Origin of the sequence: Flavobacterium supellecticarium (assembly GCF_004801375.1) — a bacterium.
In the GTDB taxonomy this organism is placed as follows: domain Bacteria; phylum Bacteroidota; class Bacteroidia; order Flavobacteriales; family Flavobacteriaceae; genus Flavobacterium; species Flavobacterium supellecticarium.
The window spans coordinates 80,176-103,082 of sequence record NZ_SSNZ01000002.1 but is presented as its reverse complement, the minus strand read 5'-3'; the positions used below and the strand labels follow the sequence as shown (position 1 = coordinate 103,082).

General features: G+C 40.9%; 21 protein-coding genes. 18 read left to right on the top strand and 3 right to left on the bottom strand.

Annotated elements, in window-relative coordinates; genetic code table 11:
- Positions 1-26: 26 nt before the first annotated feature.
- Positions 27-1,301 (bottom strand): acetyl-CoA hydrolase/transferase family protein, encoded by a 1,275-nt coding sequence (locus tag E6C50_RS05200; RefSeq protein ID WP_136402160.1) that lies wholly within the window; start codon positions 1,299-1,301, stop codon positions 27-29.
- Between the two features lie 124 nt (positions 1,302-1,425).
- On the opposite strand from E6C50_RS05200, the gene map reads away from it, so the two are divergent.
- The 5 genes from map to pruA all read left to right on the top strand — a co-directional run bounded on the left by map (position 1,426) and on the right by pruA (position 6,614).
- The gene (gene map, locus E6C50_RS05195) at positions 1,426-2,244 is read left to right on the top strand and encodes a type I methionyl aminopeptidase (RefSeq protein WP_136402159.1); all 819 of its coding nucleotides are present in this window, start codon (positions 1,426-1,428) and stop codon (positions 2,242-2,244) included.
- A 58-nt stretch (positions 2,245-2,302) separates the two neighbouring features.
- Positions 2,303-3,067: a class I SAM-dependent methyltransferase gene (locus E6C50_RS05190; protein WP_136402158.1), complete on the top strand. Its 765-nt coding sequence runs from the start codon at positions 2,303-2,305 to the stop codon at positions 3,065-3,067.
- 82 nt (positions 3,068-3,149) lie between these two features.
- Positions 3,150-4,418, top strand: a complete 1,269-nt coding sequence (locus E6C50_RS05185; RefSeq protein WP_136402157.1) for a type IX secretion system plug protein — start codon at positions 3,150-3,152, stop codon at positions 4,416-4,418.
- Between the two features lie 80 nt (positions 4,419-4,498).
- The gene (apaG, locus tag E6C50_RS05180; RefSeq protein ID WP_136402904.1) at positions 4,499-4,885 is read left to right on the top strand and encodes a Co2+/Mg2+ efflux protein ApaG; all 387 of its coding nucleotides are present in this window, start codon (positions 4,499-4,501) and stop codon (positions 4,883-4,885) included.
- Positions 4,886-4,988: 103 nt separating this feature from the next.
- On the top strand, positions 4,989-6,614 hold the full coding sequence (gene pruA / locus E6C50_RS05175) for an L-glutamate gamma-semialdehyde dehydrogenase (protein ID WP_136402156.1): 1,626 nt from the start codon (positions 4,989-4,991) through the stop codon (positions 6,612-6,614).
- A gap of 103 nt (positions 6,615-6,717) precedes the next feature.
- Here the strand turns inward: pruA and rsmG are convergent, their stop codons facing one another.
- Complete coding sequence (gene rsmG / locus E6C50_RS05170; RefSeq protein ID WP_136402155.1) at positions 6,718-7,347, bottom strand: 16S rRNA (guanine(527)-N(7))-methyltransferase RsmG; 630 nt, start codon at positions 7,345-7,347, stop codon at positions 6,718-6,720.
- Positions 7,348-7,463: 116 nt separating this feature from the next.
- Between rsmG and E6C50_RS05165 the strand changes: the two genes are divergently transcribed.
- The 7 genes from E6C50_RS05165 (at position 7,464) to fabD (ending at position 14,219) form a co-directional block, all read left to right on the top strand.
- On the top strand, positions 7,464-8,558 hold the full coding sequence (locus tag E6C50_RS05165) for a fatty acid desaturase family protein (protein ID WP_136402154.1): 1,095 nt from the start codon (positions 7,464-7,466) through the stop codon (positions 8,556-8,558).
- Between the two features lie 42 nt (positions 8,559-8,600).
- Entirely contained in the window at positions 8,601-9,803 is a 1,203-nt protein-coding gene (locus E6C50_RS05160; RefSeq protein WP_136402153.1) for a pyridoxal phosphate-dependent aminotransferase, read from the top strand.
- Positions 9,804-9,818: 15 nt separating this feature from the next.
- The gene (gene purT, locus E6C50_RS05155) at positions 9,819-11,057 is read left to right on the top strand and encodes a formate-dependent phosphoribosylglycinamide formyltransferase (protein WP_136402152.1); all 1,239 of its coding nucleotides are present in this window, start codon (positions 9,819-9,821) and stop codon (positions 11,055-11,057) included.
- A gap of 3 nt (positions 11,058-11,060) precedes the next feature.
- On the top strand, positions 11,061-11,636 hold the full coding sequence (locus tag E6C50_RS05150; protein WP_136402151.1) for a Crp/Fnr family transcriptional regulator: 576 nt from the start codon (positions 11,061-11,063) through the stop codon (positions 11,634-11,636).
- 252 nt (positions 11,637-11,888) lie between these two features.
- Positions 11,889-12,608: a pirin family protein gene (locus E6C50_RS05145; RefSeq protein ID WP_136402903.1), complete on the top strand. Its 720-nt coding sequence runs from the start codon at positions 11,889-11,891 to the stop codon at positions 12,606-12,608.
- Positions 12,609-12,653: 45 nt separating this feature from the next.
- Complete coding sequence (locus E6C50_RS05140) at positions 12,654-13,184, top strand: YceI family protein (protein ID WP_136402150.1); 531 nt, start codon at positions 12,654-12,656, stop codon at positions 13,182-13,184.
- A gap of 159 nt (positions 13,185-13,343) precedes the next feature.
- Entirely contained in the window at positions 13,344-14,219 is an 876-nt protein-coding gene (gene fabD, locus E6C50_RS05135; RefSeq protein WP_136402149.1) for an ACP S-malonyltransferase, read from the top strand.
- 75 nt (positions 14,220-14,294) lie between these two features.
- Here the strand turns inward: fabD and E6C50_RS05130 are convergent, their stop codons facing one another.
- On the bottom strand, positions 14,295-15,545 hold the full coding sequence (locus tag E6C50_RS05130; protein WP_136402148.1) for an ABC transporter permease: 1,251 nt from the start codon (positions 15,543-15,545) through the stop codon (positions 14,295-14,297).
- Positions 15,546-15,844: 299 nt separating this feature from the next.
- Between E6C50_RS05130 and purH the strand changes: the two genes are divergently transcribed.
- From purH to rodA, 6 genes are read left to right on the top strand one after another with little or no spacing between them, the layout of a single operon-like run.
- Entirely contained in the window at positions 15,845-17,371 is a 1,527-nt protein-coding gene (purH, locus tag E6C50_RS05125; RefSeq protein ID WP_136402147.1) for a bifunctional phosphoribosylaminoimidazolecarboxamide formyltransferase/IMP cyclohydrolase, read from the top strand.
- Positions 17,372-17,424: 53 nt separating this feature from the next.
- Positions 17,425-18,453 carry a rod shape-determining protein gene (locus E6C50_RS05120; RefSeq protein ID WP_136402146.1) on the top strand — a complete coding sequence of 343 codons (1,029 nt, stop codon included), beginning with the start codon at positions 17,425-17,427 and terminating at the stop codon, positions 18,451-18,453.
- 11 nt (positions 18,454-18,464) lie between these two features.
- Positions 18,465-19,292 (top strand): rod shape-determining protein MreC, encoded by an 828-nt coding sequence (gene mreC / locus E6C50_RS05115; RefSeq protein WP_136402145.1) that lies wholly within the window; start codon positions 18,465-18,467, stop codon positions 19,290-19,292.
- The gene (locus tag E6C50_RS05110) at positions 19,285-19,791 is read left to right on the top strand and encodes a rod shape-determining protein MreD (protein ID WP_136402144.1); all 507 of its coding nucleotides are present in this window, start codon (positions 19,285-19,287) and stop codon (positions 19,789-19,791) included. Before mreC ends, E6C50_RS05110 begins: the two co-directional genes overlap by 8 nt.
- Positions 19,788-21,650 carry a penicillin-binding protein 2 gene (gene mrdA / locus E6C50_RS05105; protein WP_136402143.1) on the top strand — a complete coding sequence of 621 codons (1,863 nt, stop codon included), beginning with the start codon at positions 19,788-19,790 and terminating at the stop codon, positions 21,648-21,650. Before E6C50_RS05110 ends, mrdA begins: the two co-directional genes overlap by 4 nt.
- The gene (gene rodA, locus E6C50_RS05100; protein WP_136402142.1) at positions 21,650-22,906 is read left to right on the top strand and encodes a rod shape-determining protein RodA; all 1,257 of its coding nucleotides are present in this window, start codon (positions 21,650-21,652) and stop codon (positions 22,904-22,906) included. Before mrdA ends, rodA begins: the two co-directional genes overlap by 1 nt.
- Position 22,907 lies beyond the last annotated feature (1 nt).

Sequence of the window (22,907 nt, the reverse complement as noted above, 5' to 3'; positions counted from 1 at the left end):
AGCTCCGAATGGAGCTTTTTCTATTTTTATTTGAAATGACTTAGTTCATAATAGGCCTTCTCAATCCATTCCCGGTGATCCGGATGCGCAATTTTTACCAGTTCGTCCGAACGTTGTTTTAGTGTCTTACCGTATAAATCGGCGATACCATATTCCGTAACCACATATTGCACATGCGAACGGGTTGTAACCACTCCGGCACCCTGTTTTAAATACGGTACGATACGACTCTCTCCTCTTTTTGTTACCGATGGTAACGCAATAATCGCTTTTCCGCCTTTACTGAGTGAGGCTCCACGAACAAAATCCATCTGACCTCCAACACCCGAATACATTTTAGCGCCGATCGAATCGGCACAAACCTGCCCGGTAATGTCTACTTCTATCGCCGAGTTAATGGCTATCATTTTAGGATTTCTACGAATTACGGAAGTATCGTTTACATAAGACGATTCCCGCATTTCAATAAACGGATTGTCATTTACAAAATCATACAACCGTTGCGAACCAATTAAAAAGGTTGCTAAGGCTCGCCCGCGGTTTACACCTTTAAAATTACAGTTGATCACATCATTTTCAATAAGATCAATTACCCCATCCGAAAACATCTCGGTATGCAAACCCAGGTTTTTATGATTTACCAATTGCGCCAGTACCGCATTGGGTATCGAGCCAATTCCCATTTGCAAGGTACTTTCGTCTTCAATAAGCCCGGCTACAAGTTCCCCAATTTTAGCTTCGGTCGGGTTAATCTCTTTCGATCCGTGCCCGTGAATCGGTTCATTGACTTCAACCAGATAATCGATTTCCGAAACGTGTAGAATACCATCCCCAAAGGTTCGCGGCATATTCGGATTGACCTGAGCAATCACTATTTTAGAATTTTCCACCGCGGCAATCGATGCTTCTACCGAAACACCCAACGAACAATAGCCATGGCTATCCGGTGGTGATACATGAATAAAAGCCACATCCAACGGAATAGCCCCCTTCCGGAACAAATGTGGCAATTCACTTAAAAACACCGGTGTATACGATCCGTTTCCGGACGCTATCGTATGCCGGACGTTTTGTCCGATAAAAAAAGAATTGACGTGAAAACTTGCTATCAGTTCCGGATTTGCGTAAGCCGCTTCTCCTTCTGTATGCAAATGACATAATTCTACATTTCTCAGTTCGGATGCCCGTTCGGCCAACGCTTTAGTCAAAACGGTTGGCGTGGCCGCTGCCGCCTGAACGTAAATACGATCGTTTGACTTTATTACTTTAACAGCTTCCGCTGCCGTTACATATTTGCTCATACACTTTACTTTTGGGTAAAATTAAACTCAGAGAAGTTACGAAAATATGATAAAACTCATACCTGCATTTCAATTAAAAATAATCAACAGAATATTGTACTTTTGCAGTCTGAAAAATAACGTTATGATTATTCCTAAAACAAGAGAAGAAATAGAATTAATGCGTGAGAGTGCCCTGTTGGTTTCCAAAACCTTAGGGATGATTGCCGGCGAAATCAAACCCGGTGTCACTACGCTTCAACTGGATAAATTAGCTGAAACTTTTATCAGAGATCACCAGGCCATCCCGGGATTTTTAGGATTATACGGATGTCCGTCGACCTTATTGACCAGTGTAAATGACCAAGTTGTCCACGGTTTACCAACCGACCGACCGATTCAGGAAGGCGATATTGTTTCGGTTGACTGTGGTGTTATTAAAAATGAGTTTTACGGAGATCACGCCTATACTTTCGAAATCGGTGATGTTGCGCCCGAAACGAAAAAATTACTTCAGGTTACCAAAGAATCCTTATATGTAGGTATCCGTGAATTTAAAATCGGAAACCGCGTGGAAGACGTTGGAAATGCGATTCAAAAATATGCCGAAGGTCATGGATACGGCGTGGTTCGCGAATTAGTCGGACATGGTTTAGGCCGTAAAATGCACGAAGAACCGGAAATGCCAAACTACGGTAAAAGAGGTCGTGGAAAACTTTTCATTGAGGGGATGGTTGTTGCTATTGAACCGATGATTAACATGGGAACCCGAAACATCAAGCATTTAAAAGACGGATGGACTATTTCGACCCGAGACGGAAAACCAAGCGCTCATTTTGAGCATGATGTCGCTATAGTGGATGGAAAACCGGAATTATTATCCACTTTCCAATACATCTATCAGGCATTAGGGATTCAATCCGACGAAGAAAACGAATTCCGAAAACAAGCTTTAGTACTCTAAAAACAAGCCCTATGCAGACGCTATTATTATATAGTGTCTGCATGATAAACTCCTGTACATGAAATCCGCTTTCAAATTTATACTAAATACTATTCCGAGACCGTTACTGATCCGTCTGAGTTATGTTGTACGTCCTGTTCTGGCTTTAGCCTTAAAAGGAAATACCTTTACCGATCCGATCGATGGTAAAAGTTTCCGTAGTTTTCTTCCTTACGGATACGGAACACAACGGAATAACGTATTGTCGCCCAGCACACTTTCGCTGGAAAGGCATCGTTTGCTTTGGCTGTATCTGAAAAATGAAACCGATTTCTTTACCGCACCTAAAAAAGTGTTGCACTTTGCACCGGAACAGGCTTTTTACAAACGATTCCGAAACCAGAAAAATTTAGAGTACACTACAACCGACCTCCTTTCGCCACTGGCCGATGTTAAGGCCGATATTTGTAATCTTCCGTTTGCCGATAACTCCTACGACCTGATTTTGTGCAACCACGTTTTGGAACACATTCCGGACGATACCAAAGCCATGCAGGAATTATACCGTGTTTTAAAACCGGGAGGGATGGGGATTTTCCAGATTCCGCAGGATTTAAACCGCGCCACAACTTTCGAAGACGATTCCATTACCGACCCTAAAGAACGGGCGGCCATTTTTGGTCAGTATGATCATGTGCGCGTGTACGGACGGGATTATTTTGACAAGCTTCGCAGTATAGGCTTTACGGTAACCGAAGACGATTATACCCAAAAAATTGCACCGGAACTCGTAGAACGGTATTGTCTGGCCAAAGGGGAAATAATTCCCGTTTGTCGCAAATAAAATCCGTAACGCATAGCTTTTTTTAACGGATTGTTGTAGCGAATTGTTTATCTTTACCTCACTGACAATTCAAAAAAGCCCTATGTTATTTCACAAAAAACTACGATTTTTACTGCTTCTGTCTTTTGTATTATCCGGTTCAGCTTCCGTTTTTTCTCAGGTTGAAAAGGAAGTAAATCCGCCGTTCAACATCAAAACCGTGTCGTTTGTTCAAAGCGGTGCCAATACCATTCCGATGTTTCGTCTGGGTGATACTTTCGAATTACAGTTTGATGATTTATTTGGTAACGAAGCCGATTATTACTATACGATTACCCAATACAATTACGACTGGACGCCAACCATACTGGCCAAATCGGAATACCTTCAGGGAATGGACAATCAGAGAATTATGACGTATCAGAATTCTTTTAATACGCTCCAGATTTATTCGCATTACAAACAGGCCTTCCCGAATCGTTTTAACCGTATATTATTATCCGGTAATTATATGATCAAGATTTTTAACGACAATCAGGAGCTTGTTTTTTCCCGACGTTTTATCGTTTATGAAGAAAACCTGTCCGTTGCATTACAGATCAAACGTTCCCGTAACCTGACCGATATCGAGAAAAAGCAAAATCTGGACTTTACGATCAAAATGGGCGACAATAACACGCTGCAAAATCCGGTTCAGAATATCAAAGTCGCCTTATTACAAAACGGACGATGGGACAATGCCATTTTAAATATCAAACCGCAATATACCTTAGGTTCCGATCTGATTTACCGTTACAATCAGGAAACCCAGTTTTGGGGTGGTAACGAGTTTTTGTATTTCGACAATAAAGACATTCGTAATCCCGGTAATAATGTGGGAAAGGTGACTTCCGGTGAAATTTACAATTCCCTGTTATTTGCCAATTCTCCGAGAGGTGACAAACCGTACACCTATTATCCGGATATTAACGGTAGTTTTTACGTACGCAACATTGGCTCCGAAAACGGTGAAACCGAAGCCGATTACGCCTGGGTTTATTTTACATTGATTCCGCCAACAACTATCGATAAGAAAGACATTTACATAAACGGGATGTTTAACAATTTTGCTCTGGCACCCGAAAACAAAATGGATTTTAACGCGCAGAAAGGTGTTTATGAAAAGGCTATTTTACTGAAACAAGGTTTTGTAAACTACCAATATGTTTTATTGGATGCCAAGGGTAAAGTAGACAATCAGAACGCTATTGACGGCAATTTCTACCAAACGGAAAACAATTATTTTGTAATTGTGTATTATCGCGGAAACAACGACCGCTATGACAAAATCATCGGACGTGGTTTTGCCACTTCTGAAAACATCACGAATTAAAAAAGTTTTAAATTTATCCGAATCGATTCAAATATTTGCTATTTTTGGAATTATTTCCCAAAAATCCAATCGGAAAAATTATGGTTTCACAAATAACCAGAGGCATAAAAATTTCAGTTCTGACTAGTTTTGAAGGCACTTACTTCAAAAACTACAAGATTCACTTTGCCTTTAGTTATGAGATCACGATCGAAAACCAAAGCAAGGATTCCGTTCAATTGAACTCGCGTCACTGGGAGATTTACGACTCCCTTAACGATCTTGAGATTGTTGACGGCGAAGGCGTGATCGGTAAAAAGCCGGTACTCAAACCGGGTGAAAAACACACCTACAGCTCCGGATGCCTGCTTTCTTCACCGTTTGGAGCCATGCGCGGGTATTTCAACATGATCAATTTCACCTCAACCCGCTCCTTCCGTGTAATAATTCCTACATTCCGGTTAAGCGCTCCTTTTGCCTTGAATTAATTCATTTTTTACCAAAGCATTAACACCACAAAAAACACCTTTTTCGTGAATAATTTGTATCTTCGCTACGCGAAAATTTGATAAATAATAAATACAAATTGTTATGCCAAAAGGAATTTATAATGTACCTAAAGCCGTTAACGAACCTGTAAAATCGTATGCGCCAGGTACGCCGGAAAGAGATGCTGTTTTAGCAACTTTCAAAGAATTGTACAACGCCAATGTTGATGTACCTTTATATATAGGTGGTGAAGAAATCCGTACCGGAAACACCAAAAACCTAACACCTCCATTCGACCATAAACACATCGTGGGACAATACCACCAAGCCGAAAAAGAGCATATCGAAAAAGCGATTAGCACAGCGCTGGAAGCAAAGAAAAAATGGGCCGCCCTTTCGTGGGAACACCGTGCTTCTATTTTCTTAAAAGCAGCCGATTTATTAGCAGGTCCTTACCGTGCTAAAATCAATGCCGCTACGATGATTGCACAAGCAAAAACCGTTCACCAGGCGGAAATTGACTCGGCTTGTGAGTTAATTGATTTCTTACGTTTCAACGTTCAGTTTATGACTCAGGTGTATGCCGAACAACCAATTTCGTCAGAAGGCGTTTGGAATCGTGTAGAGCACCGTCCGTTAGAAGGTTTCGTATATGCGATCACTCCTTTTAACTTTACCGCTATTGCTGGAAACTTACCCGCTTCTCCAGCTTTAATGGGGAACGTAGTAGTATGGAAACCAAGTGCTACGCAAATTTACTCAGCGAATGTAATTGTTGAGGTTTTCAAAGAGGCTGGTTTACCGGCAGGTGTTATCAACGTAGTGTATGGTAACTCTTCAATGATTTCCGATACATTATTGGCAAGTCCTGATTTCGCAGGTATCCACTTTACAGGTTCTACAGGCGTTTTCAACGATATGTGGGCTAAAATCGGACAAAATATCAGCAAATACAAAACATACCCTAGAATCGTAGGGGAAACCGGAGGTAAAGATTTCGTAGTAGCACATCCATCAGCTATTCCGGCTCAGGTGGCTACCGCTTTATCAAGAGGTGCTTTCGAATATCAGGGACAAAAATGTTCGGCGGCTTCCAGAGCGTATTTACCAAAATCAACCTGGTCGCAAGTTAAAGAATTGTTAGTTGCCGATATCGCTTCTATGAAAATGGGGTCACCGGAAGATCCATCTAACTTTGTATCTGCCGTAATTTCCGAAAGTTCTTTCGACAAATTAGCCGGATTTATCGATCAGGCAAAAAAAGACAACGATGCTGAAATTATTGCCGGTGGTAACTACGACAAATCGGTTGGATATTTTATCGAACCAACGGTAATCGTTACTACAAATCCAAAATACACCACTATGGAAACCGAATTATTCGGACCTGTGTTGACTATTTATGTATACGAAGATGCGAAATGGGAAGAAACGCTTGCTTTAGTTGACAGTACTTCTGAATATGCTTTAACAGGAGCTATCTTCAGTCAGGATCGTTATGCTATCGAGCAGGCTACAAAAGCCCTTGAAAATGCAGCCGGAAACTTCTATATCAACGATAAACCAACCGGAGCTGTTGTAGGACAACAACCTTTCGGTGGCGCAAGAGCATCCGGAACTAACGACAAAGCCGGTTCGGTATTAAACTTAATGCGTTGGGTATCGCCTAGAACCATTAAGGAGACTTTCGTTCCGCCAACAAATTACAGATATCCATTCTTAGGATAACAGAATATCACACACCTGACAGGTTTTGAAAACCTGTCAGGTGTACTAAAACAAAAAAGCGTGCTAAAGCACGCTTTTTTGTTTTAGTAAATCCATCCGGTTTTTACACCTTATATTTTAATGGCAAATGCACCACTTTTTTGGTTTCAAAAAATTCTGTTTTAAAATAATCGGAAAGATCATATTGCGTTGCTTTTGGAAAATCCTGTAACTCTTCGGTCAGATCGCCCCCTTTTAAATAAAGAATCCCGTTTTTCAGTTCGTGATTTTGCTTTTTCTTCACCTTATCCTTTACCCATTTTACAAAATCCGGCATATTGGTTACCGCCCGACTTACGATAAAATCAAATTCTTCTTTTACGTTTTCCGCCCGCATTTGTTCGGCTTTGACATTATGCAATCCCAAAGCGGTTGCCACTTCATTTACCACACGGATTTTTTTGGCTATTACATCAATCAGATAAAAATCCACCTCAGGATACAGTATCGCCAACGGAATTCCCGGAAAACCGCCTCCGGTGCCCACATCCATAATTTTCGATCCCGGTTTAAACTCCTGTATCTTCGCAATTCCCAGCGAATGCAATACGTGTTTTTCGTATAATTCGTCTATATCTTTTCTCGAAATCACATTAATTTTAGCGTTCCAATCTTTATACAAAACTTCCAATTCACGAAACTTAGAAACCTGATCTTCTGTTAGATTAGGAAAATACTTTACAATATCCTGCATTATTCAAAATTTTCCACAAAAGTAAGCATTTTACCCATCATTTTTTTTCATTTTTAACCTATTACATTTCTATTAATAATTACCTTTGAACGGAAATTTTGCATTTTAATAAACTTATGATAAAACAGACTCCACTTTTTTCAAAAACCGATAGTTTAAAATTTTTCAGGACACTAAACAAACGAGTTAACGATTATTTTAAGGAAAACAATATCAAGAAAACCGGAAACTGGAAACTACACATGAAGACCATTATCATGTTCAGTATCTTTTTGGTACCGTATTTTTTAATTCTAACCATTAGTATGCCGCTATGGATCCATTTACTAATGACGATTCTGATTGGCGTTGGAATGGCCGGTGTTGGAATGAACGTGATGCACGACGGAAACCACGGCGCCTACTCTTCAAAACCCTGGTTAAATAAAATTATGGGCGGTAGTATGTATATCCTGGCCGGAAATGTATACAACTGGCAGGTACAACACAATGTATTGCACCATACCTACACCAATATCCACGGTCATGATGAAGACCTTGACGCAGGCCGAATTATCCGTTTTACTGAACACGCCAAATGGTCGCCAATGCACCGTTTCCAACAATACTATTCCATTTTTCTATATGGTTTACTAACGTTTAACTGGGCGATTACCACCGATTTCCGTCAGATGCGACGTTATATCAAACGAAAATTATCGTATGGTGAATTCCCTAGTCCGTTTAAACTATGGACCACATTGGTTATTACCAAAATCATTTATTTTGCCTTATGGTTAATTCTTCCGATGCTTTTAGGAATCGTTTGGTGGGAAGTATTATTAGGATTCTTTATCATGCACTATACTGCCGGATTAATCCTAAGTGTGGTATTCCAATTGGCACACGTTGTAGAAGACATTCAACACCCGCAACCGGACGAAAACGGAGAATTGGAGAACACCTGGGCCGTTCATCAATTATATACAACCGCCAATTTTGCACCGAAAAACAAAATCGTCAACTGGTATACCGGCGGCTTAAATCACCAGATCGAGCATCATATTTTCCCGAACATCAGTCATATTCACTATAGTAAAATCGGCGAAATCGTAAAACAAACGGCAATGGAATGCAACCTTCCGTATTACGAATTTCAAACGATGCGTTCTGCGGTTTACTCACATTTCAAACACTTAAAAGAAATGGGGCAAAAACCGGCTATTGCTTAAAAACTACGTATAAACCATAAACTTCAAAACAAAATCATTTTTATGAATCCGCTTTCTGATAGAATTAATAATTTATCGACATCGCAAACCCTGGCCATGGCTGCCAAAGCCCGAGAATTAAAAGCCGCCGGAATAGACATCATCAGTTTAAGTCTTGGCGAACCTGACTTTAACACGCCCGACTTTATCAAAGAAGCCGCTATTCAGGCCATTCACGATAATTACAGTTCGTATCCTCCCGTAGAAGGTTACCTGGAATTAAAGGAAGCTATTTGTAAAAAATTCAAACGAGATAACGGATTAGACTACAAACCGTCTCAAATTGTAGTATCAACCGGTGCGAAACAATCGTTATATAACATTGCACAGGTAATGATCAACCCTGGTGACGAAGTGATTTTACCAGCACCATACTGGGTAAGTTATTACGAAATCATCAAAATGGCCTGTGGTGTTCCGGTAGAAGTTCCGACAAGCATTGAAAGTGACTTTAAAATCACTCCGGAACAACTGGAAGCAGCGATTACACCAGCAACCAAAATGATGTGGTTCAGTTCTCCCTGTAATCCAAGTGGCTCGGTATATAGCAAAGAAGAATTAACGGCATTGGTAGCCGTATTGGAAAAACATCCTTCGGTTTATGTTGTATCGGATGAGATTTACGAGCATATTAACTTCACCGGATCGTATTGCAGTATCGCGTCTATTCCGGGTATGTTAGACAGAACCATCACAGTAAACGGAGTAGCCAAAGCTTTTGCCATGACCGGATGGAGAATCGGTTATATCGGTGCACCGGAATTTATCGCCAAAGCCTGTACCAAAATGCAGGGTCAGGTTACCAGTGGTGCCAATACCATCGCACAACGCGCAACGATTGCCGCAGTTGAAGCCGATCCAACCGTATTAAAACACATGGTTCAGGCGTTCCAACAACGACGCGATCTTGTAGTTGGTTTGATTAAAGAAATTCCAGGAATGAAAATTAACGTGCCGGAAGGTGCTTTCTACGTTTTCCCCGATGTTTCGGCTTTCTTCGGAAAAACTTTACGCGGTACATTGATCAACAATGCAGATGATTTCGCGATGTATCTTTTGGCCGAAGCCAATGTTGCCACAGTAACAGGTGATGCCTTCGGAAACCCGAACTGTATCCGTTTTTCATACGCAACCAGCGACGATCTACTAAAAGAAGCTTTGCACCGTATTAAAGAAGCGGTAGCAACTTCGGAAGTTTTAGCATAAATTTACGTCCCGGCAATGTCGGGACTTTTTTTTAACGGTCGCTCCGACAATTCACAACAACAAACTACTAAAATACAACACACTACAATGACTAAAAAAATACTACTATTAGGTTCCGGCGAACTCGGAAAAGAATTTGTAATTGCTGCACAACGTATCGGACAAACCGTAATCGCTGTCGATAGCTATGCTAACGCTCCGGCCATGCAGGTGGCTCATGGTTATGAAGTGATCAACATGCTTGACGGTGCCGCTCTGGATACTATAATAGCCAAACACCAACCCGATTTTATCGTGCCGGAAATTGAAGCCATTCGTACCGAACGTTTTTACGATTATGAAAAACAAGGTATCACCGTGGTTCCATCGGCCAAAGCAGCCAACTTTACGATGAACCGAAAAGCGATCCGCGATTTGGCTGCTAAAGATTTAGGCTTGCGCACCGCAAATTACCGCTATGCTACTTCGGCGTCTGAACTGGAAAAAGCCGTTTCAGAAGTCGGTATTCCCTGTGTGGTAAAACCCTTAATGTCGTCATCCGGAAAAGGGCAGTCGACGATTAAATCGGAAGGCGATATCGCTAAAGCCTGGCAATATGCCGTAGACGGTTCCCGTGGCGATGTGGTGGAAGTAATCGTAGAAGCTTTTATAAATTTTCATTCTGAAATCACCTTATTAACCATAACACAAAATAACAACCCGACGCTTTTCTGTGCGCCAATCGGTCACCGACAAGAACGCGGGGATTACCAGGAAAGCTGGCAACCGGCTCGTGTATCGGACAAGGATATTGCAGAAGCACAGGATATGGCACAAAAAGTAACCGAAGCCTTAGGTGGTGCCGGATTATTTGGCGTAGAATTTTTCCTGACAGACGAAGGCGTTTATTTTTCCGAATTATCACCGCGTCCGCACGACACCGGAATGGTAACTTTAGCCGGAACACAAAATTTTAACGAGTTTGAATTACACCTGCGCGCCATTTTGAGTCTGCCGATTGCAGCCGTCACCTTAGAAAAAAACGGTGCCAGTGCCGTGATATTAGCTTCGGAAAATTCCGAACAGCCAACCTATACCGGAATTGAAAAAGTAGCCGCTTTACCGAAAACAGATTTCAGAATATTTGGAAAACCGACTTCCAGACCGTACCGTCGAATGGGTGTTGTGTTAACCAGCGATACACTGGAAACTCCTATCGAATCGATTACCGAAAGAGCCAAAGAAACCGCTACTTTGATAACCGTAAACGCCTAAAAAATGAACCTACTCCTTGATACAATTGCCCGATATGTAACACTAACGCCCGAAGAACAGGAACGCGTGGTGTCGGCTACGGAATTTCAATCCTATAAAGCCAAACGCATTTTATTAAAGGAGGGCGAAATATGCCTTCACTCCTATTTTGTGATCAAAGGTATTTTGCGCAGTTATACGATTGATGAAAACGGTGCAGAACATGTGGTGAGTTTTGCCTCACCCGGTTGGTGGATTGCCGACATGTACAGTTATCTGTCGCAACGTCCCGGACAATTGTATATCGAAACCAATGAAGACTCGGAAGTTATTATGTTGTCCAAAGAAAATCAGGAGCGACTTTATGATGAAGTTCCTAAAATGGAACGCTTTTTTAGAATATTGATCGAAAACTCGCTGGTCGCCAATCAGCAGCGGTTAATTGATAATCTTAGTTTTACCGCTGAAGCGCGTTATGATAAGTTTACCAAAAAACATCCGGATCTGATTCATTGTCTGCCGCAAAAACAAATCGCTTCTTATATAGGAGTAACACCGGAGTTTTTCAGTAAGATGAAAGCCCGATTACTCAAAAAATAAACTTCTAATCCCCGTTCAACGACTTGTAACGGGGATTTTTTTATTTCTTAATCTAGGTTAAGTGTATTCGTTATCAATCGGTTGTATCTTTGAACTATCAAAATAACCGTTATGAACCGAAAAGATTTTATCAAAAAAAGTTTACTGGGAACCGGAGCAGTCATCACCGGAACGGCACTAGCCAAAGAAGCTATTTCCGCCCCACAAGAAACCGTAGGATTTAATCATATTCAAAACACAAACTCAAAGATTATGGAAAATATCGTATTGCATAAAGCCAACACCAGAGGAAACGCCAATCACGGCTGGTTACAAAGTTTCCACACCTTTAGTTTCGCGAATTATTTTAATCCGGAAAGGGTTCATTTCGGAGCCTTACGCGTTTTAAACGACGACACCGTAGCCGCCGGAATGGGATTTGGAACCCATCCACACGACAATATGGAAATCATCAGTATTCCGTTGGAAGGCGATCTGGAACATCAGGACAGTATGGGCAACAAAACCGTTATCAAAAAAGGAGATATCCAGGTGATGAGCGCCGGAACGGGTGTACGCCATAGCGAATACAACAAAAACGCCGACAAAGAAGTTAAGTTCCTTCAAATATGGGTTTTCCCAAACAAACGAAATGTGGCTCCACGCTATGATCAAATCACATTAAACGAAGACGAAAGACATAATGTATTGCAACAGGTACTTTCTCCAAATCCGGATGACGAAGGCGTTTGGATCCATCAGGATGCCTGGTTTCACATGGGGAAATTCGACGCTGGTGTGACAACCGATTATACCTTTAAAAAAGAAGGTAACGGACTTTATGTTTTTGTATTAAAAGGCGCCGTTTCTGTAAATGATCAAGCTTTAGATACCCGCGACGGATTGGGAATCTGGAATACCGATAAAGTAACCATTACGGCTACTACTGATGCGGAGTTTCTATTAATGGAGGTTCCGATGGAAATCGAATAAATAAAAAATTTAAAAACAATAGTAAAACTTTTAAAACATATCAGTATGGCAACTACAAAATGGGCAATTGACCCGACACACTCAGAAATAGGATTTAAAGTAAAACACATGATGTTTACTAATGTTTCCGGTAAATTCGAAAACTACGACGCTACCATCACAACCGATGGTGATAACTTCGAAAATGCTTCGATTAGCTTTTCAGCCGATGTGAATTCGGTGGACACCCGAAATGCCGATCGTGACAACCATTTAAAAAGTGCTGACTTTTTCGATGCGGAGAACCATCCAAAACTGACTTTTAAAGCGTCATCTTTTACCAAAGTAGACGACGACAACTACGAATTATCTGGTGATCTTAGCTTACGTGGTGTTACTAAATTTGTAAAACTACCGGTAGAATTCAGCGGATTGATGAAAGACCCTTGGGGTAATACCAAAGCCGGATTAAATATTTCCGGAAAAATCAGCCGTAAAGACTGGGGCTTAAACTGGAATTCCGCTTTGGAAGCCGGTGGTGTATTAGTGAGTGACGACGTTCGTTTAAACATCGAATTACAACTTGTAAAGCAATAATTATTTCATAATCTGGTTTTAAATAGAACCGTTGCAGTCTACCTTTTTAGGGAAACTGCAACGGTTTCTTATTTTAGCCTCGGCAACAATCTGCTTTCCAATATGCTAAAAAACACTATTTTTGTCCGTCAATAACAAACAAAACCAACAGAGAAGAATATGAAAGCATATGTATTTCCAGGTCAGGGCGCGCAGTTTACCGGAATGGGTAAAGAATTATACGAAAATTCGGCACTGGCTAAAGCGCTATTCGAAAAAGCAAACGAGATATTAGGTTTTCGCATTACCGACATTATGTTTGAAGGTACTGCCGAACAATTAAAAGAAACCAAAGTAACACAACCGGCTGTTTTTTTACATTCGGTTATTTTGGCCAAAACCCTTGGTGACGACTTTAAACCGGAAATGGTTGCCGGTCACTCGTTAGGGGAATTTTCGGCTTTGGTTGCCAACGGAACCTTATCGTTTGAAGATGCTTTGAAATTGGTTTCCCAAAGAGCTATGGCGATGCAAAAAGCCTGCGAAATCACTCCATCTACTATGGCGGCCGTTTTAGGTCTTGAGGATAAAGTAGTGGAAGAGGTATGTGCTTCAATCGACGGAGTGGTTGTAGCTGCCAATTACAATTGCCCGGGTCAGTTGGTAATTTCCGGTGAGTTAACGGCTGTGGAAAAAGCCTGCGAAGCGATGAAAGAAGCCGGAGCAAAACGTGCCTTAATCCTTCCGGTTGGCGGTGCCTTCCACTCACCTATGATGGAACCGGCCCGCGAAGAACTGGCAGCAGCTATCGAAGCAACTACATTTAACACGCCTATTTGTCCCGTATACCAAAACGTACCGGCAAAAGCTGTTTCGGATCCTGCTGAAATCAAAAAGAATTTGATCACACAATTAACCGCTCCGGTAAAATGGACGCAATCCGTACAACAAATGATTGCCGACGGTGCGACTTTGTTTACAGAAGTAGGTCCGGGTAAAGTTTTAGTTGGGTTGGTCAATAAAATCGATAAAAACGTAGCGACTGCTTCTGCATAATAGTATAAATACTACTATAGTATTTCACACCTGACAGGTTTTGAAAACCTGTCAGGTGTTTTTTTTTACCCGTGTTTACATTCCGCTTCGGATCGCTTCCACCGGATCCAGTTTGGAGGCTGAAATCGCCGGGATAATTCCGGAAATTAATCCGATAAAAGCGGCAAGTGACGTTCCGATAATGATATTCCAAAAGCCCAGTACAAATTCAAAGTCCAATACTTTCGACAAAACCAAAGCAATAATCCAAACCAAAAACATTCCGACCAATCCTCCGATTACCGATAGAATAACGGCTTCAAACAGGAATTGGAACAATATAAATCGGTTTTTCGCTCCTAAAGCTTTCTGTATTCCGATCAGGTTGGTGCGTTCTTTTACCGACACAAACATAATGTTGGCAATTCCGAAACCGCCTACCAACAGGGAAAAACCACTGATAATCCAGCCTACCACATTCATTTGCCCGACGATATTATCGATCAGATCCGTGAATCCGGATAATACATTAATAAAAAAGTTATTGATATCTCCGGTTTTTAGCCCTCTGAAAGTACGTAGCTTTTGGATCAATTCGCCTTTAAAAGCTTCAATATCCACACCTTTTACCGGTTTTATCAGAATCGCCGGTGTTAGCATATCACTATTATCACCGTATAATCGTCTTAGGAAATTTACCGGTAGGAAAACCGAAACGTCTCTACTCGGTCCGAAAGTACTTGATCCTTCTTTATCCAGAACACCAATCACTGTAAACCGTTGTCCGTATAAACGTATTTTTTTACCCATCGGATCCATCGTCCCAAACAATCCTGTTGCGACTTCGCTTCCAATAATGATTACCGGCGAGCCCGAATTGGATTCTGCTTCGTTAAAAAAACGTCCCTGTGCAAATTTTAACTTTTCAATATCGATAAACTCATTGGTACACGGGGTCACATTAATACTGCTCACCGTATTCGATTCGTATTTGATATTTTCTTTACGGGTAAACAGATTGAATGAAATCTTATCCAGATCGTTTAACGACCGTTTCAGATAGTCGAATTCTTCGTAGGTTACATCCGGGAATTGCTCGCGTTTCCATTGTGGTATATCCGATGGTCCGAATGAAAAACGCATCAGGTAGATCGTATTTTTATCCAATCCGCTAAGGTCATTTTTGATTTTACGGTCCATCGAATCGACAGCCGCCAACACGGCAATAATCGAGAAGATACCAATTGTAACACCTAACAGCGATAACAGGGTTCGCAATTTATTATTCCGCAAAGCATTGAGTGCAAAACTCAGACTTTCTTTTAGCAGTCGTAGGTATAACAACATAGTGACGTGTTTAACTTTTGTAAAATTCTGTATTTTTTGAGCAATATCCTAGCTGATTAGTCCATAAAAAACCGTAAATGTTACAGAAAATTTACACAAATACCCAATAGTCCTATCATAACCGAAGTCTACCCTTATCCGATTATCTTCCATTGCTTAAAGTTCTGCTCCCAATAAAGCTGTGAATCAGATCAGAAACCGTGAAAAAAAATCAAAAAACACTAAAATCTCATGCCCTTTCTTTTGAATGTTAGTATAACAATAATTACTTTTGCACCTTTAAAAAACACAACAACACAATGAACACAACAAAAACCATTCAATCGGCTTTAATTTCGGTATTCGACAAAGACGGCCTGGAACCTATCGTTAGAAAATTACACGACCATAAGGTGACTATTTATTCCACCGGTGGAACCGAAGATTTCATCAAAAATCTAGGTATTCCGGTAGTTCCTGTGGAAGATGTAACGTCGTATCCTTCCATTTTAGGCGGACGCGTTAAAACGTTACATCCGAAAATTTTCGGTGGAATCTTAAACCGTCAGGATCACGAAGGCGATGTACAACAGATGAAGGAATACGAAATTCCACAAATTGATCTGGTTATTGTTGACTTATATCCGTTTGAAAAAACCGTTGCTTCCGGAGCCAGCGAAGCCGATATTATCGAAAAAATCGACATCGGTGGTATTTCCCTGATCCGTGCGGCGGCTAAAAACTTTAAAGATACCGTTATCGTAGCATCGGTAAACGAATATGCGTTATTCCTTGACATGATCACGAACGGAAACGGAGCAACTACACTAGAAGAAAGACGCCTTTTGGCTACCAAAGCGTTCCATGTTTCGTCGCATTATGACGGTGCTATTTTCAACTATTTCAATACCGATGAAACGGTTTATAAAGCCAGTGTAGCCAATGGTCAGATATTGCGTTACGGCGAAAACCCACACCAGAAAGGGTATTTCTTTGGTGATTTCGACGCAATGTTTACCAAAGTACACGGAAAAGAGCTTTCGTACAACAACCTTCTGGACGTTGACGCGGCTGTAAATCTGATGCATGAGTTTAAAAACGACGATCCGACATTCGCGATTCTAAAACACAACAATGCTTGTGGATTAGCGACGCGTAAAACGATGAAAGAAGCCTATCTGGATGCTTTAGCCGGTGATCCGACTTCGGCTTTCGGTGGTGTTTTGATCGCCAATGGAAAAATTGACGAAGCCGCTGCGGAAGAAATCAACAAGTTGTTTTGCGAAGTGGTAATTGCTCCGGCATATGACGAAAAAGCGATCGCTATTTTAGAAGAAAAGAAAAACAGAATCATCCTGATCCAAAACGATGTAGAATTACCTACAAAACAGGTACGCACCTGTCTTAATGGAATGTTAATTCAGGATAAAGACAATATTACAGACAATAAAGAGCTTTTAAAAACCGTTACAGTAACAGCACCTACAGAACAGGAAATTGAAGATTTACTGTTTGCCTCAAAAATCTGTAAACACACCAAATCAAACACTATTGTTTTTGCAAAGAACAAACAGCTATGCGCATCCGGAACCGGACAAACTTCCCGAGTGGATGCTTTACGCCAGGCTGTAGAAAAAGCAAACTCATTCCATTTTGATTTAAACGGAGCGGTGATGGCAAGCGATGCTTTCTTCCCTTTCCCGGATTGTGTTGAGTTGGCAAAAAATGCCGGTATCACCGCTGTTATTCAACCGGGTGGCTCTATAAAAGACGAACTGAGTATCAACTATTGCAACGAAAATAAAGTTGCGATGGTATTTACCGGAGTTCGTCATTTTAAACATTAATTTTATTATTTTTGTAGGCTAATTATTTATAAATGTATTAAACCCTTTTTTGTATGGGATTTTTTGATTTCATGACTGAGGATATTGCGATTGACCTAGGTACCGCAAATACCCTTATTATCCACAATGACAAAGTTGTCGTTGATAGTCCATCTATCGTTGCTCGTGATCGTGTTTCTGGGAAAATTATTGCTGTTGGTAAAGAAGCAAACCAGATGCAGGGTAAGACTCATGAAAACATCAAAACCATACGTCCTCTAAAGGATGGTGTAATTGCTGATTTTGACGCATCGGAAAAAATGATCAGTTTGTTCATCAAAAGCATTCCGGCGCTTAAGAAAAAAATGTTTACACCGGCTTTGCGAATGGTGGTTTGTATCCCTTCCGGTATTACGGAAGTGGAAATGCGTGCGGTAAAAGAATCCTGTGAGCGGGTTAATGGAAAAGAAGTATACCTGATCCACGAACCGATGGCTGCGGCTATCGGTATCGGGGTCGATATTATGCAGCCGAAAGGAAATATGATTGTCGATATCGGAGGAGGTACTACCGAAATCGCCGTAATCGCTTTAGGCGGAATCGTTTGTGACAAATCGGTTAAAATTGCCGGTGACGTGTTTACCAATGATATCGTATATTATATGCGAACACAACACAACCTTTTTGTTGGAGAAAGTACCGCTGAAAAAATCAAAATTGCTATCGGTGCCGCTACGGAAGACCTGGATACGCCGCCGGATGAAATGTCGGTTCAGGGACGTGACTTGTTAACCGGAAAGCCAAAACAGGTGGACGTTTCGTACCGTGAGATCGCAAAAGCTTTGGATAAATCCATTCAGCGTATTGAAGATGCGGTTATGGAAACCTTATCACAAACACCGCCCGAACTAGCCGCCGATATTTACAATACCGGTATTTATCTGGCCGGTGGAGGATCGATGTTACGAGGACTTGACAAGCGTATCTCTCAAAAAACGGATTTACCGGTTTATATCGCCGAAGATCCATTAAGAGCCGTTGTAAGAGGAACGGGAATGGCATTAAAAAATATTCAGAAATTCAAAGGGATTCTTATCAAATAAAGAACTAATTCATGCAGCAAATCTTTAACTTTATATTAAAAAACAGTAACCGGTTACTGTTTTTGCTGCTTTTGGGCATTTCTTTATCATTGACCATACAATCCCATTCCTATCACAGAAGCCGTTATATCAGTTCGGCGAATGTGTTTACCGGATTTGTATACGAAAAGATCAATAACGTTAAAGAATATCTGAACCTTCGCGAACAAAACAACCAGCTGGCCAATGAAAACGCTCAGTTGAAAAAACTGCTTTTTAACAATACCGATTCCTTAACAGCCGGAAGTGCCTTACCGAAACCGTCCGGAATCGAAAATGTAAAAGTGTATAATGCCAAGGTAATCAACAATACTTTTAACAGTAAAGAAAATTACCTGACCTTATTGGGCGGACAACAGGACGGTATTAAACCGGATATGGGTGTCGTAAACAGTTTGGGCGTAGTCGGTATTATCGAAAAAACATCCAGTAGTTATTCGACCGTACAAAGTATTCTGAATGTGAAATCGCAGATCAATGCCAAGATTAAAAAATCGAACCACTTCGGGTCCCTGATATGGAACGGGAAAAATGTAGGTTTTGCTCAGTTGATCGACGTTCCTCGTCTGGCTTCCGTACGTAAAGGCGATACTATTGTTACCGGTGGTCGTTCGGAAATTTTTCCTGAAAATATTCCTATCGGTACTATTGATAAAGTGTATATCGACAAGGCAACCAATTACTATACGCTGAACGTTCGTTTATTTAACGATATGACCAATTTAGGCCATGTCTATGTAATTGAAAACCTAAAAAAACAGGAAATCCAGAAATTAGAAGAAGAGACAAAAAATGAATAGTACGTTTATCACAAATAGCTTACGCTTTGTCGTGCTGCTCGCTATACAGGTTGTTATCTTTAACAACATCGACTTTCTGGGTTTTATCAATCCGTATCCGTATATTCTTTTTATCATTTTATATCCGGTAAACGGTAGTAAAGCCGGTTTGCTGGTTGCCAGCTTCTTTCTGGGACTTGTGATGGATATGTTTTCCAATTCCGGAGGAGTGCATGCTGCAGCCTGTGTAACTCTGGCCTATTTCAGACCAACCTTTTTTAAATTCTCATTCGGGGTAAGCTACGAATACCAGACGGTTAAAATAACCGATAAACTGACACCCGAACGTTTTTCGTTTATTCTTATTGCGGTAGTTACCCATCATTTAGTATTATATTTATTAGAAATATTCCGTTTTAATTTTATTTGGGATATTTTATTGCGAACTTTACTAAGCACTATATTTACCTTACTGCTTTGCATCATAATTATTTATTTAATTAAGCCTAGCAAACGATGAGAAAACTTTTATTACCCGGTTTGATTGTTATTGCAGCACTGCTGATAATGGCAAGGCTTTTTTATTTGCAGATTTTAGACGATTCTTATATTCAAAAATCGGATAATAATGCCATCAAAATCAAATACGAATATCCGGAACGCGGTTACATCTACGACCGTAATGGTCAGCTATTGGTAGCAAATCAGCCGTCATATGATATTATGGTAACGCCTAAAGACGTTAAAAATATCGACACGTTGGAATTTTGTAATCTACTTAATATTACCAAAGAAGATTTTATCAAAAAAATTGAAAAAGCACGTGTTTACAGTCCGATGCTCCCATCGGTGTTTATCGCACAGTTAAACAAAATGGAATACGCTGCTTTTCAGGAAAAGATCCGGAAATTTTCCGGTTTCGAGATTCTGAAACGTTCTTTACGGGACTATCAAGTGACCGTCGGTGCCAATATCTTTGGTTATATCACACAGGTAAACGATAACATCATCAAAAAGAAACCGTATTACAAAAGCGGGGATTTGATCGGTATGCAAGGTGTAGAACAGATGTATGAAGAGGTTTTACGCGGTACCAAAGGTGTAAAATACATACAGCGGGATCGTTTTAACCGCGAAATCGGTCCTTATAAAGACGGTATTTACGATACGATTGCCGTTCAGGGTGAAGACATCACCTTAACCATCGATGCCGAGCTTCAAAAGTATGGCGAAGCTTTAATGGTAAACAAACGCGGTGGTATTGTTGCGATCGAACCCAAAACCGGTGAAATCCTCGCTTTGGTGACCGCTCCATCCTATGATCCGGCCATTTTGGTAGGTCGCGAGCGTTCTAAGAATTATACCATGTTGTATAACGATTCGATTGCAAAACCGCTTTACGACCGCGGACTTTTGGCTGAATATCCGCCGGGATCGCCTTTTAAAATTTTAACCGGTCTAGCCGGTCTTCAGGAAGAAGTAATCGACGAAAATACAACCTTTGTTTGTCATCACGGATTTTCCTACGGTAGAGGTGCTTTTATGAAATGCCACTGTCCGGGCGGAAATATCAAATTGCATAACGGTATTTACAAATCCTGTAATGCCTATTTTGCCAATGTGTTCAAACGAACGATCGAAAAATACAATAAACCCCGTTTTGGTGTGGACGCCTGGAGTGCACATATGAAGAGTTTCGGATTGGGGAATTTTATGGGTTACGATCTTCCACCGGGAAGAAAAGGACATATTCCGACTTCGCGTTATTATGACCGCTGGTATCCAAACGGTGGCTGGAAAAGTACGACCATTATTTCCAATTCCATCGGACAGGGTGAGGTAACCATGACACCAATTCAATTGGCGAATATGATGGCCACAATTGCCAATGAAGGCTATTATTATACGCCTCACGTAATCAAAAAAATTGAAAAGCATAAGATCGACAAAAAGTTTACGACCAAACACATTACGTCTATCGACAAACAATATTTCCGACCAGTGATCGATGGTTTATTCGACGTATACAATATGGGAACTGCAGCCAGTCTTCGTGTAGAAGGAATTGAGATTTGCGGTAAAACCGGTACGGCCGAAAACTTTACCAAAATCAACGGAAAAAGAGTACAGCTAACCGACCACTCGGTTTTCGTAGCATTTGCACCGCGAAACGATCCGAAAATCGCCATCGCTGTATTGGTCGAAAACGGTTATTGGGGTGCCCGTTGGGCCGGGCCTATTTCCAGTTTGATGATTGAGAAATATCTAAAAAAGACCATTACCCGTACCGATTTGGAAAAAAGAATGCTGGAAGGCAGTTTACAACATGAATACGACAAGGTAACCAGTGGTGTACCTTTTACAATCAATAACCGATAATGAAGAATCAGAGCGTAGCGAATAATATCGATTGGATTACCATACTTATATATATTATATTGGTGATCATGGGGTGGATGAATATCTACTCGGCTTCGTTACCGCTTGAGGAAACTTCCATATTTGATTTAAGTCAGACCTACGGCAAGCAAATGCTTTTTATTATGCTTACCATCCCGTTGATTTTCACCATACTTTCTGTGGATGCCAAAATATTCGAAAAGTATGCTATTGTTTTTTATGCATTTGGTATTGTCCTCCTCCTCGGGCTATTTGCCTTTGGTAAGACCATTAAAGGACAAACCAACTGGTACCAGTTTGGCGGTTTCGGTTTCCAGCCGTCTGAGTTCGTAAAAACGGCCACCGCTTTACTTTTGGCTAAGTTACTCAGTGACACTCAGATCAATATCAAACTATTTAAACACCAGTTAATTGCACTGGCCGTATTTGGATTTCCGGTTGTTTTGATCCTTTTACAGCCCGATGCCGGTAGTGCCATGATTTTTATTTCATTGGTGTTCGTATTATATCGCGAAGGATTGCCAAGCTGGTATCTCTGGACCGGTTTTATTGCCATCGCCCTCTTTATTCTGGCACTCATTGTTAAACCGGTATTTATCGTTATACTGGCACTTATTATAATGATCATCCATTATATCTTTAACCGTCGTATCAACCGGAATCCTATTGTTTACGGGATTATTTTTGTATTGATAACGGGATTTGTGTTTTCAGTGGATTATGTCTACGAAAACGTATTGGAGGCCCACCAAAAAGACCGTATCAATGTACTTCTAGGAAAAGATGTAAACATGCAGCGTGAAGGATATAACCTGAATCAGTCGATGATTGCCATTGGATCCGGAAGCTGGCTTGGCAAAGGCTATCTCGAAGGAACCCAAACCAAAGGAGGTTTCGTACCGGAACAGCATACCGATTATATTTTCACGACCGTTGGTGAGGAATGGGGATTTGCCGGTGCTTCGGTTGTAATCGTATTATTTGTAACTCTTTTTATGCGGATTATCTATCTTGCCGAACATCAGAAAACAAAATTCAGTCGGGTGTATGGCTATTGTGTCGCAACCTTCCTGTTTACGCACTTTTTTGTAAATATTTCGATGCTAATCAAGATGTTTCCAACCATTGGAGTACCACTACCCTTTTTCTCCTATGGTGGATCGAGTTTATGGGCGTTTACCATTTTATTGTTTGTATTCCTGAAAATGGATGCCAACAAAGTAAACGAGTGGTAGC

Excerpts from the sequence above, each read along its gene's own strand:
- E6C50_RS05200 (WP_136402160.1), bottom strand. The coding sequence starts at position 1,301 with ATGAGCAAATATGTAACGGCAGCGGAAGCTGTTAAAGTAATAAAGTCA.
- map (WP_136402159.1), top strand. The coding sequence starts at position 1,426 with ATGATTATTCCTAAAACAAGAGAAGAAATAGAATTAATGCGTGAGAGT.
- E6C50_RS05190 (WP_136402158.1), top strand. The coding sequence starts at position 2,303 with ATGAAATCCGCTTTCAAATTTATACTAAATACTATTCCGAGACCGTTA.
- E6C50_RS05185 (WP_136402157.1), top strand. The coding sequence starts at position 3,150 with ATGTTATTTCACAAAAAACTACGATTTTTACTGCTTCTGTCTTTTGTA.
- apaG (WP_136402904.1), top strand. The coding sequence starts at position 4,499 with ATGGTTTCACAAATAACCAGAGGCATAAAAATTTCAGTTCTGACTAGT.
- pruA (WP_136402156.1), top strand. The coding sequence starts at position 4,989 with ATGCCAAAAGGAATTTATAATGTACCTAAAGCCGTTAACGAACCTGTA.
- rsmG (WP_136402155.1), bottom strand. The coding sequence starts at position 7,347 with ATGCAGGATATTGTAAAGTATTTTCCTAATCTAACAGAAGATCAGGTT.
- E6C50_RS05165 (WP_136402154.1), top strand. The coding sequence starts at position 7,464 with ATGATAAAACAGACTCCACTTTTTTCAAAAACCGATAGTTTAAAATTT.
- E6C50_RS05160 (WP_136402153.1), top strand. The coding sequence starts at position 8,601 with ATGAATCCGCTTTCTGATAGAATTAATAATTTATCGACATCGCAAACC.
- purT (WP_136402152.1), top strand. The coding sequence starts at position 9,819 with ATGTCGGGACTTTTTTTTAACGGTCGCTCCGACAATTCACAACAACAA.
- E6C50_RS05150 (WP_136402151.1), top strand. The coding sequence starts at position 11,061 with ATGAACCTACTCCTTGATACAATTGCCCGATATGTAACACTAACGCCC.
- E6C50_RS05145 (WP_136402903.1), top strand. The coding sequence starts at position 11,889 with ATGGAAAATATCGTATTGCATAAAGCCAACACCAGAGGAAACGCCAAT.
- E6C50_RS05140 (WP_136402150.1), top strand. The coding sequence starts at position 12,654 with ATGGCAACTACAAAATGGGCAATTGACCCGACACACTCAGAAATAGGA.
- fabD (WP_136402149.1), top strand. The coding sequence starts at position 13,344 with ATGAAAGCATATGTATTTCCAGGTCAGGGCGCGCAGTTTACCGGAATG.
- E6C50_RS05130 (WP_136402148.1), bottom strand. The coding sequence starts at position 15,545 with ATGTTGTTATACCTACGACTGCTAAAAGAAAGTCTGAGTTTTGCACTC.
- purH (WP_136402147.1), top strand. The coding sequence starts at position 15,845 with ATGAACACAACAAAAACCATTCAATCGGCTTTAATTTCGGTATTCGAC.
- E6C50_RS05120 (WP_136402146.1), top strand. The coding sequence starts at position 17,425 with ATGGGATTTTTTGATTTCATGACTGAGGATATTGCGATTGACCTAGGT.
- mreC (WP_136402145.1), top strand. The coding sequence starts at position 18,465 with ATGCAGCAAATCTTTAACTTTATATTAAAAAACAGTAACCGGTTACTG.
- E6C50_RS05110 (WP_136402144.1), top strand. The coding sequence starts at position 19,285 with ATGAATAGTACGTTTATCACAAATAGCTTACGCTTTGTCGTGCTGCTC.
- mrdA (WP_136402143.1), top strand. The coding sequence starts at position 19,788 with ATGAGAAAACTTTTATTACCCGGTTTGATTGTTATTGCAGCACTGCTG.
- rodA (WP_136402142.1), top strand. The coding sequence starts at position 21,650 with ATGAAGAATCAGAGCGTAGCGAATAATATCGATTGGATTACCATACTT.